The sequence below is a fragment of the Stenotrophomonas sp. Iso1 genome (genome assembly GCF_027497995.1).
Classification (GTDB): Bacteria; Pseudomonadota; Gammaproteobacteria; order Xanthomonadales; family Xanthomonadaceae; genus Stenotrophomonas.
In genome coordinates this window covers 755,845-767,376 of record NZ_JAODBT010000002.1, presented here as the reverse complement: position 1 = coordinate 767,376, position 11,532 = coordinate 755,845, and the positions used below count along the sequence as shown (strand labels likewise).

Below are 11,532 nucleotides of genomic sequence, written 5' to 3'. Positions count from 1 at the left end.
GAGAATCACCGATTATTCAGCATTAGAACTTCGGCAAAACGGAACATGAAGTGGGCGCATGAACGGTGGGCCACGTGCGGTACAGCCCTCTCCCCAGCAACAGCCACAGAGCCCATGCACGCAGCAGCCGAGCGTGCCGGCGCAGATGCGCACGCAATGACATCGCCAAAATAACGGCTGCGATGATTTGACAGATGTGCACCTTCAATCTGCGTAGAAAGTCACGCACCCCATGAAGCTACCCTGATGGGTTCGGCCCTGCCCGCCTCTCGGCGGTCATTCATGCCTCACGTATTGACGCACACAGAAGCGCCGCATCATTCAACACCATGCACTACAGGGTGCGAACGCACTTTTTGACATTGGAAAACGCCAAGCTCGCCTCCAGGTTGGCGCAACTTATGGCGAATAGAATTATGTAGAACGGCTGTGATCGACAAGGCAGCGCGAGGTGTCTACGAAATCCTGGGCTATTCACACTGCCAATATCACCCAGTGCGGATTCATTGAAAAACTGTCGAGGCACTTAAACGCGATGCTAATCCGCCATGGATCAATGTACGAAAACACCATCAGCGACGGCTGACATCCAGCCAGCCGTCGCTTCTACGCGTCAGATCAAATTGACCGTCACTGGTTCCTGCACCAGCAGCTCGACGTTGGCTCCAGAGTGCTGATACACGGTGTACGAGACACCATCGACAGTCTGGTTGCCGGCTGCCGCCCAGTCGCCCAGATCGGTCAAACCGTCGTCCAGCAGATCGTCCAGATTGATGCTGTCGCCGGCACCACCCTTGACCATCATCTGCGTGCGGCTTTGGTCACCTTCATAGAACAGATTCACGCCACCATCGTTCAGCACCTGCGACAAGTTCAACGTCAGCATGGCGGCATCCACTTCCTGACTATCGGCCGTTTGCACAACGGTCTCAGACTGCGGCTCACTGCGGGTGACGTTGCCGATGATCAGGGTCCACTGTTCCGTGCCACCGATATTGCCTGCCGTGTCAAAAGGCTCAAACGTGAACTCGTGCTCTCCATAGGTCAGGTTGACTGAAGGGGTCCACGTCCAATTGCCATTCGTATCCACCCGTGCGTCACCCACTTCGTCTCCATTGTCATAGACGATGACGGTGGCGCCAGGCTCCGCCTTGCCGTTGAATGTCGGCCGACGGTCATCGGTGTACTCACCGTCCGTCAGTTCACCCTTCGAGACACCCACGTCGTCGATCACCGTCTCGATGGTCGGTGCATCCGGCGCCTTCGTATCCAGGTTGATCTTGAACTCGTTGCTCACCTCACTCGGGATACCCGCCGCACTGACAGAAACCGCAGTAATGACGCGCATGCCATCGCTCAACGCGGTCTCCGCTGTAAATTTCCAGCGACCATCCACACCCACTTGGGTACTGCCGATCAGCTCGCCATCCACCCGGATTTCGATCTTCTCACCCGCGACACCCTTGCCGCTGATGGTCGGATTGGCATCATCCGTGTAGCGCCCGTTCAGAACGAAACCAACGAACTGGCCAACGTCGTCTGAGATGTTGCCGATGGACGGCGTGGTGGCAGGCACGGTATCCACAGTGAACTCGAAGGACGCCGTCGGTGCGCTCACGTTCCCCGTTTTATCGGTGGCGGTTGCGGTGATGGCATGCGCACCTTGGCTCAGGTCAACCTCAGGAGTGAAGCTCCACGTACCATCAGGTTTGACGTTGGTCTGGCCCAGTAGCGTACTGCCGTCGTACACCTTGATGACGCTGCCGACCTTGCCCAAGCCCTGAATCTCAGGACGGGTGTCATCGGTCACACTGTTGGGCGCGATGACACCGGTGATTGCGCCCTGGTCATCCACCAGTGCTTCGATCGTCAGCGTCACCGGCGAGGTGTCTACGGTGACGTTCAACACCGGGCCCTTGCCACTGCTGTTGCCTGCCGGGTCCACCACCTCTGTGGTGAGAGTGTGCGCGCCATCTTCCAACGGCGTGCTCGGCGTGAAGCTCCAGTCGCCGTTCCCATCCACCGTTGCACTGCCGAGCAACGTGTCACCGTCATACACATTCACCGTCGCGCCGGGCTCGGCTTTTCCGGTGAACTCTGGCGTGTTGTCGTCGGTGATATCACCGTTGACCAGCGGCGCCTGCTTGTCGCCCACGTTGTCGTTGACTACCAGGTCAGTAACCTGGCCTGGCGCGGTGATGTCGACCACGAAGTCCCAGATATCGGTCGCGGCGCTCGTCTGGCCGACCGGATTGGTGGCGGTGGCGGTGATGTTGTGCGGGCCATCAATCAGTGCCGTACCCGGGGTGAACTCCCACGTGCCATCGGCACCTGCCAAGGCTTCGCCCAACAGGGTCGCACCGTCGTAGATCTTGATGACGTTGTTCGCCTGAGCGGTGCCGCTGATGGTCGGGGTGTCGTCATTGGTGACTTCGCCCTTCTGCAACAGGTGCACCACGCCCACGTCGTCCTTGATGCTTTCGATGACCGGCACTTCCGCCCGGCTGGTGTCCACGATGACGGTGTGCGGTGCACTCGGTGCGGTCTTGTTGCCTGCCGGGTCCATTTCGATGGCAGTGAACTCATTGGAACCAGCCGCCAGAGGCTTGGTCACCTGCAGCGTCCACTTGCCGTCTGCGTCCACGGTCGCCTGGCCCAGCTCGCGTGAGCCCTGCCCGTCCTTGACCATCACGAAGATGGTGTCACCTGCCGTGCCGGTGCCGCTGAGCAGCGGACAGTCATCATCGGTGGTAGCGCCCGAGGCCACGTTGCCGGTGATGCCGCCCACATCGTCTTCCACGCCGGTGATGGCCAGCTTACTGGCGTCTGGTGCGGTGTAGTCGGTGGTCAGCACGAACCCGCCCGACGGCACGCCGGTATTGCCGGCCTTGTCGGTGGCGGTGGCGGTGAACGTGTGCTCGCCTTCCGACAGCGGCGTCGTCGGCGTCAGGCTCCAGTTGCCCTGGGCATCGACATCAGCCTTGCCCAGGAAGGCGCCGTTGTCGTACACATTTACGGTGCTACCGGCTTCGGCCTTGCCCACCAGCGTCGGCGACGGGTCGTCCGTCACAGCGCCGCTGCTCAAGTCCTCCTGCTTGGCACCCACATCATCCTTGGCAAGGTCAATGCTCGGCGCATCCGGCGCCAGCGTGTCGATACTGAAGATGAAAGAGGCTGTCGGCTTGCTCACGTTGCCGGTCGTGTCAGTGGCTGTGGCAGTGATGGCATGCGCGCCCTGGCTCAGGTCAACCTTGGGAATGAAACTCCAGGTGCCGTCGGGCTTTACGTCCGTCTCGCCGAGCAGCGTGGCGCCGTCGTACACCTTGATGGTGCTGCCGACCTTGCCCGTGCCCTGAATCTCGGGACGCATGTCGTCGGTCACGCCGTTGGGCATGATTGCACCAGTGATCGCACCTTGGTCATCCACCAGCGTGCTGATAGCCACGGTCACATCCGTGGTGTCCACGGTCACGCTCAGCACCGGACCCTTCCCGCTGCTGTTCCCCGCCGGATCCACTACCTCGGTGGTGAAGTCATGCTTGCCGTCTTCCAACGGCTTGCTTGGGGTAAACGTCCAACTGCCGTCCTGCCCGACCTCGGCGCTGCCCAGCAGGGTGTCGCCGTCATACACATTCACCGTTGCACCCGGCTCGGCCTTGCCGGCGAACTCAGGCGTGTTGTCGTCGGTGATGTCACCGTCGACGAGCGAACCCAGCTTTTCACCCGCGTTGTCGGTGACCACCAGGTCGGTGACCTGCCCCGGCGCCGTGGCGTCGACCACAAAGCCCCAGGGACCTGTTGCATCGCTGGTCTGACCAACCTTGTTGGTGGCCGTTGCAGTGATGGTGTGCGGGCCATCGATCAGGGGCACCTGTGGGGTAAATTCCCACTTGCCGTTGGCGCCAACTTCAACTTCGCCGAGCAACGTCGCGCCGTCATAGATCTTTACGAGATTGCCTGCCTGCGCAGTGCCGATGATGGTAGGCGTGTCGTCGTTGGTGACTTCGCCCTTCTGCAGCATGTGCACCACGCCCACGTCGTCCTGCACATTCTCGATGACCGGCACTTCCGGGCGACCGGTATCAACGATAACGGTGTACGGAACAGTAGGTGCGGAGGTGTTGCCCGCCGGGTCCCTCTCGATGGCGGTGAACTCGTTGGCGCCTGAAATCAGCGGCGTGGTCACCTGCAGTGTCCACTTACCATTTTCGTCCACGATAGCTCGGCCCAACTCGTGTTGGCCCAGACCGTCTTTCACCATCACGATGACGGTATCACCGGCAGTACCCGTACCACTGAGCACCGGGCGGCTGTCGTCGGTAGTGCCCCCAGAGGCAATGTTGCCCTGGATACCCCCCACATCATCTTCCAAACCAGTGATCGCCAGCTTGCTGGTGTCCGGCGCGGTGTAGTCGGCGGTCAGCACGAACTCGCCCGAGGGCACACTGGTGTTGCCAACCTTGTCGGTAGCGGTAACGGTGAACGTGTGCTTGCCTTCGGCCAGCGGAGTAGCTGGCGTAAAGATCCAGTTCCCGCCCGCATCGGCCACGACGCTGGCCACCAGGTTGCCCTCGTCATAGATCTGCACGGTGCTGCCGGCTTCGGCCTTACCCTTCAGCGTTGGCGTGCTGTCATCGGTGACTGCACCATTTTCCAACGGCCCCTGATGTACGCCTACGTTGTCATAGACCTCATTAATGGTGGGGGCGTCAGGCGCACTCAGGTCGACGACCAGATTGAAGCTTGGCGAACGATCGCTCTCACCCTTGGCCGGCAGCGTTACCGTCGCTTGCAGCGCGTGCGCACCTTCGCTCAACGGGCTCTGTGGCGTGAACGTCCAACGCCCATCCACACCCGCGGTGGTCTGACCCAACAGCACGGAGCCTTCGTAGATAGTCACGATCCCGCCAGCGGTCGCTGCGCCATGCAGGGTCGGCGTGGCGTCATCGGTGGAACTGCCCGACACGAGAGTACCGGTGACACTGCCGAAGTCATCGTCGGCATTGTCGATACTGACCAGCTCCGGCCGCGTATCCACCACGAACTCGAAAGACGCAGATTCCGGGCTCTGGTTGCCAGCCTCATCCACCGACACATATTTCAGAACATGGGTACCGTCGGCCAGCGGCGGCTCGGGCGTAAAGGACCACTTGCCCGTACTGTCGGCTTGCGCACGGCCGATTTCCTTGTCCTTGTCGTAGACAATGACCGTGGCGTTCGGCTCAGTGGTGCCGTCAACCACCGGGCGGTTGTCGTCGGTTACACCTTCACTGGCAATCGTTCCGGTGATGCGACCTTCATCATCCACCATGCCCAGAATGATCGGCATGTCCGGCGCAATCTTGTCGACGATAATCACGTGCGGTGCGGAGATCTCGCTGACGTCGCCGTTCGGGTATTCGTAAATGACGGAGATTTCATGCCGGCCATCTGCCAGTGGCATGTTCGGAATGAATGACCACTCCCCATTTGCACCCACCGTGACATGGCCCATCAGCTCCGAGCTGTTGTAGACATGAACCACAACACCGGCGCCAGCCGCTCCCGTGATCTCAGGCCGACTGTCATCAGTGACCCCACCATTGGCGATGGCACCCTGCTTGCCCCCCTTGTCGTCCAACACTTCCTTGATAACCAGTGTGGGATCGATGCCAGTGGCTGCGATACCAGCGCGGCCGCTCATAGCTGGCTGACCCTGCGCAGAAGAAACGCTTTTATCTTTCGACACATCAAAATTCATTTTTATTTCTCTAATTAAATGCGGAAAAGAATGCCGCCGCGCAGATACAGCACAGGCATGCCCCTTGATATTCAGATCTCGCATCAACCTAACCGCGGCAAGAGCAGCAGCTCCTCACAACTGGTGCCTGCTACGGACAAGCCCCATTGCGACTTGTCTGTAGCGGCAACCGGTCGTCTCAATTTCCCGCGTAGATCTATAGGTTGATATTGACGTCGTTAATCGCCAAGACCTGCTCAGCGACAAGTGGCGACGTTAATCCGCGAGGGTGACACTATCGGCCAAACACCGGAGAGCCTCATTGAGGCTCTCCGGCAAACCTTTACCCAATTAACTGATTTTCGAGCTGATGCAGGTTGTCCTGCATCACTGCCGCCACCGGCACGAAGCCGTTGTTTGAGGTGCTGTTGAGCGAATCAAGCGGCTGCATCCATTTGCCGGTAGCAACGGGCATATCCAGACAAGCCGGCTCCATCTGCATGGAATGGACATTCACGCCTTCGCCAAGCAACTCCGCGTCACCGTCCACCAACAAATCCTGGATGGACAGCAATTCGCCACTATCCTCAGCTTGTGGCGCGCCGCGGGTTACGTTGCCGATTATCAGGGTCCACTGCTCCGGGTTTCCGACATTACCTGCCGTATCGAATGGCTCAAACGTGAACTCATGTTCTCCGTAGGTAAGGTTCACGGCAGGAGTCCAGGTCCAGTTACCATTCTCATCAACCCGCGCATCACCGACTTCGTCACCATTGTCATAAACGATGACGGTGGCGCCAGCCTCTGCCTTGCCGTTGAATGTCGGCCGGCGGTCATCGGTGTACTCACCATCCTTCAGTTCGCCCTGAGAAATGCCAACATCGTCCATCACCGTTTCGATGGTCGGAGCATCCGGAGCCTTCGTATCCAGGTTGATCCTGAATTCGTTGCTCATTTCACTGGGAATACCTGCCGCACTGACCGAAACCGCAGTGAGAACACGCATGCCGTCTTCCAGCGCAGTCTCCGCAGTGAACTTCCAACGGCCATCCACACCGACATAGGTACTGCCGATCAGCTCGCCGTCCACCAGGATTTCGATCTTCTCACCCGCAACGCCCTTGCCGTGGATGGTTGGCTTGGCATCATCCGTATAGCGGCCATTTAGAACGAAGCCAGTGAACTGGCCGACGTCATCCGCCACGTTGGTGATGGACGGCGCCGTAGGCAATTCCCTGTTGATTGTGAAATCAAACGCGTCCGAGGGCTCGCTCGCATTGCCCACCCCGTCCACAGAAGTGACGTGGATGGAATGCAAGCCAAGCTGCAGCGCATCGCTTGGCACAAAGGTCCAATTGCCGGCTGCATCGACCGGGGCTTGCCCAATCTTCACGCCGTTATCCCAGAGGATCACGGTGCTATTCGGCTCCGCGTTACCGGATATCGCTGGTGTCAGATCATCAGTAATTTCACCCTGGACGATCTGACCCTGCAGTGCACCTTCGTTATCCGTAACCGAAGTGATCTCCGGCTTCTCTGGTTGTACGGTGTCTGTGATGATCGTGAATACATCAGACGGCAAGCTCTCGTTACCAGCACTATCTACGTTCACTACAGTGAGATCGTGCTCTCCATCGAGCAAAGGCAGGCTTGGCTCAAACGTCCACTTGCCGTTCTCGTCCACTGCGGCTTGGCCGATCTTCTTGCCGTTGTCATAGATGACCACGGTGCTGTTCGGCTCAGCGCTGCCGCTGATAGTCGGCTGGGCGTCGTCGGTTTCGTCGCCCGAAGTCAGGTTGCCGGTCTGGCCACCCTGGTCGTCATAGACCGTTTCGATAACCGGCTTGGCCGGCGCAACGGTATCAATCACCACGCCATGAATATCCGACGGCACACTGACGTTGCCTGCCTTGTCTTCGCTGGTCACGGTAAAGTCGTGCTCGCCACCCGCCAACGGCGTGGTCGGGGTGAAGCTCCACAGACCATTGCCACCGGCCGGCACACTGCCGATCAACTTGCCGTTGTCGTAGATGTGCACGGTGCTGTTGGCTTCGGCCTGACCCTTCAGGGTCGGCGTGGTGTCATCGGTGGACGCACCATTGGCAATCGGACCCTGGATGCTGCCCACGTCATCACCGACCTCGGTGATGCTCGGCTTGCTCGGAGCACTCAGGTCCACGGTCAGGTTGAAGGGCGGCGTGGATGTGCTTTCGCCATTGGTCGCGGTGGTCACGGTCGCCGTCAACGCATGGGCGCCTTCGCTCAAGCCGTTGGGCAGCTCCAGGCTCCACTTGCCTTCGGCATTGACCGTGGTCTCACCCAGCAGCACGCTGCCTTCGTAGATCTTCACGATCCCGCCGGCCGTGGCCTTGCCATGCAGCGTCGGTGTTGCATCGTCGGTCACGCCACCGTTGCTGATGGCACCGGTCACCTTGCCAACGTTGTCGGTGACACTCTCAATCTTGATCTCCACGTCACCCGTGTTGACGGTGAAGTCGATCGGATCGGATTTCTCACTGACGTTGCCGGCCTTGTCCACCACTTCATAGTTCAGGCTGTGGTCGCCATCAACCAGCGGCGTGGTCGGGGTGAAGCTCCAGTCACCATTCTGATCGGTCGGCGCCCGGCCGATCTCCTTGCCGTTGTCATAGATGACCACGGTCGATTCCGGCTCGCCCTTGCCGTTAAAGGTCGGCGTGCTGTCGTCGGTAGCGGGACCACCATTGACGATCTCACCGGTGATCTGACCCTCGTCATCCCACAATTGCGCATCGCCGCTGCCCGGCTTGCTCGGTGCCACGGTGTCCACCACGATCGGATAGTCACCGGTCGCCGGGCTCACGTTGCCCAATGAATTGGTGGATGTGGCAGTGATGTTGTGCAGGCCATCGGCCAGATCGCTGGACGGGGTAAAGCTCCAGTTGCCCTGGGCATCGGCTGGCACGGTACCGGCCAGCTTGCCATCGATGTAAATCGACACGGTCATGCCCGGCTGCGCGGTGCCTTCAATCGTCGGACGGGCGTCATCGGTAATGCCGTTCTTCTGGATGTTGCCCATCACCGAGCCCACATCGTCGATCACACCGGTGATTGCCGGCGGGTTCGGCTTGTCGGCGTTACCCAGCGTCAGGTCAAACGCATCGGACGGCACGCTGGTATTGCCAGCAGCGTCCACCGCTTCAACCGTCAGCGTATGGCCGCCCAGGGCCAGCGGTAGCTTCGGCTCAAACGTCCACTTGCCGTTCTCGTCCACTGCGGCTTGGCCGATCTTCTTGCCGTTGTCATAGATGACCACGGTGCTACCCGGCTCCGCGCTGCCGCTGAGGGTCGGCTGGGCGTCGTCGGTCGAATCGCCGTTCTGCAACTCGCCGGTAACCGTGCCTTGGTCATCTACCACCGAATCAATGGTCGGCTTGGTCGGCGCAATCGTATCGATGATGAAGTCGATGGCATCGGATTTTTCGCCGACGTTACCCGCCTTGTCGATCACCTGATAGTTCAGGTTGTGCGCACCATCAACCAACGGCTTGGACGGAGTGAAGGCCCACTCGCCTGCACCGTTGGTCTGCGCGCGACCGATCTCCTGGCCATCGTCATAGATGACCACAGTGGCGTTCGGCTCGGCCTTGCCCTTGTAGGTCGGCGTGTTGTCGTCGGTGATGCTGCCGCTGAGAATCGGGCCAACAACCGCACCCGCGTCGTCAATCAGCTGTGCGTCATTGGTGCTTGGCTTGGTCGGCGCAATCGTATCGACGGTGAAGTCGATGACATCGGATTTATCGCCAACGTTACCGGCCTTGTCGATCACCTGATAGTTCAGGCTGTGGTCGCCATCAACCAACGGCGTGGTCGGAGTGAAGGTCCATTCGCCGGCACCGTTAGTCTGCGCGCGCCCGATTTCCTGGCCGTTGTCATAGATGACTACGGTGGCATTCGGCTCGGACTTGCCGTTGTACGTCGGCGTGTTGTCGTCGGTGATGCTGCCGCTGACAATTGGGCCAACGACCTCACCTGCATCGTCGATCAGCTGCGCGTCATTGGTGCTTGGCTTGGTCGGCGCAATCGTATCAACGGTGAAGTCGATGGCATCGGATTTTTCGCCCACGTTGCCCGCCGTGTCGATCACCTGATAGTTCAGGCTGTGTGCGCCATCAACCAATGGCTTGGACGGAGTGAAGGTCCACTCGCCGGCACCGTTTGTCTTCGCGCGACCGATCTCCTGACCATTGTCATAGATGACCACGGTGGCATTCGGCTCGCCCTTGCCGTTGTACGTCGGTGTGTTGTCATCGGTAGTGCTGCCGCTGACAATCGGGCCGACAATCGCGCCCGCATCGTCGATTAGCTCCGCTTCGTCGCCACGCGGCTTTATCGGCGCAATCGTATCGACGATGAAGTCAATGGCATCGGACTTCTCGCCGACGTTGCCCGCCTTGTCGATCACCTGATAGTTCAAGCTATGGTCGCCATCAACCAACGGCGTGGTCGGAGTGAACGTCCAGTCGCCGGTACCGTTGGTCTGCGTACGACCAATTTCCTGACCGTTGTCATAGCTGACTACGGTGGCATTCGGCTCGGCCTTGCCCTTGTAGGTAGGCGTGTTGTCATCGGTGGTGGTACCGCTGACGATCGGCCCCACGATCGCACCGGCATCGTCGATCAGCTGCGCATCGTTGGCACCTGGCTTCGACGGCGGCATGGTATCGACAATCACGGTGAAATCATCAGAAGGGCCCGAACTATTGCCGTTGGAATCAGTGATGATCACTTCAAACGAATGCTCACCATCATCCAGCCCCTTCTCCGGGGTGAAGTTCCAGTCACCGTTCTTGTCAACGACCACTTCACCGATCACCTTGCCGTTGTCGGTAATGGTGACCGTGTCACCCGGCACCTGGCCTTTGCCGCCCAGTGTTGGGCGGTCATCGTCGGTGACACCACCCTTTTCGATATTTCCCTGCACCGGGCCTTGGTCATCCACCACTTGGCCAATGCCATTGTTCTTGACCACCGGCTTCTTGTCGTCATTGTTGTGACGGTCAATCGCCACACCTGCGCCAGCCAGGCCCAAGCCAGCAAGCATCCACGGCAGAATGCCGGCACCTGCATTGACCAAGCCGTCGCCGAACCCCAACAGCTCGCCGCTGCCCAAGGCCAGCGGCGAGGAAACACCTTCCAACAAGAACGCAACATCGCTGTCGCCATTTCCGTCGACGGCAATGTACTCGTGGTATGCGCCATCCTCGGCAAGGCCAACGAGCTGCCCCTCGTAGCTGAAGAAATCTTCGATGATCAGCTCGGGTTGATCCGGGTCGCGCCCTTCAAGCGCAACATGCAGGTTCTTACCTACACGCTTGACGGTGATGTTCTCCGGAGCAATACCGCTCTCGTTCTCAGCAAGCAGATACTTGCCATTCTTGATGGCCTTGATCCGGACCGGCTTACCCGCCTTGGCTCCGTCCAGTTCCTTACTGCTTGCGATGGATTTATCGGCGACTACGGACACGATTACAGTCATTTCTAGAACACCCGTCTGATCAAATTCGAATTTCCGGAATTCACCCGGAACCTTGAAGACTGGGATATGACTGCGCACAGCCACCCCATCGTTAGGCAGGGAGTATTCCCAACCGGAGCATCCGCCGTACACAGGGAATGTCTGAAAAATACCGAGTTATGAATAAGACAAATCCCAAGGTTTACCCTGGCCTGACAAAAAACGTACAAAAACGATGACGCAAGGCAATTTACGCCTTTCGCTTGGCATCTCAACGCGCCGAATGCCTACATCAAAAATGCATGCCGCCATTCAA

2 protein-coding genes are annotated in these 11,532 nt (G+C 59.2%); both read right to left on the bottom strand.

Going from position 1 to position 11,532, the window contains the following annotated elements; translation table 11 throughout:
• Positions 1 to 613: 613 nt before the first annotated feature.
• Entirely contained in the window at positions 614 to 5,683 is a 5,070-nt protein-coding gene (locus PAN08_RS12320; protein ID WP_269791773.1) for an Ig-like domain-containing protein, read from the bottom strand.
• 379 nt (positions 5,684 to 6,062) lie between these two features.
• Positions 6,063 to 11,237, bottom strand: coding sequence for an Ig-like domain-containing protein (locus PAN08_RS12315; protein WP_269791772.1), 5,175 nt, complete (start codon positions 11,235 to 11,237; stop codon positions 6,063 to 6,065).
• Positions 11,238 to 11,532 lie beyond the last annotated feature (295 nt).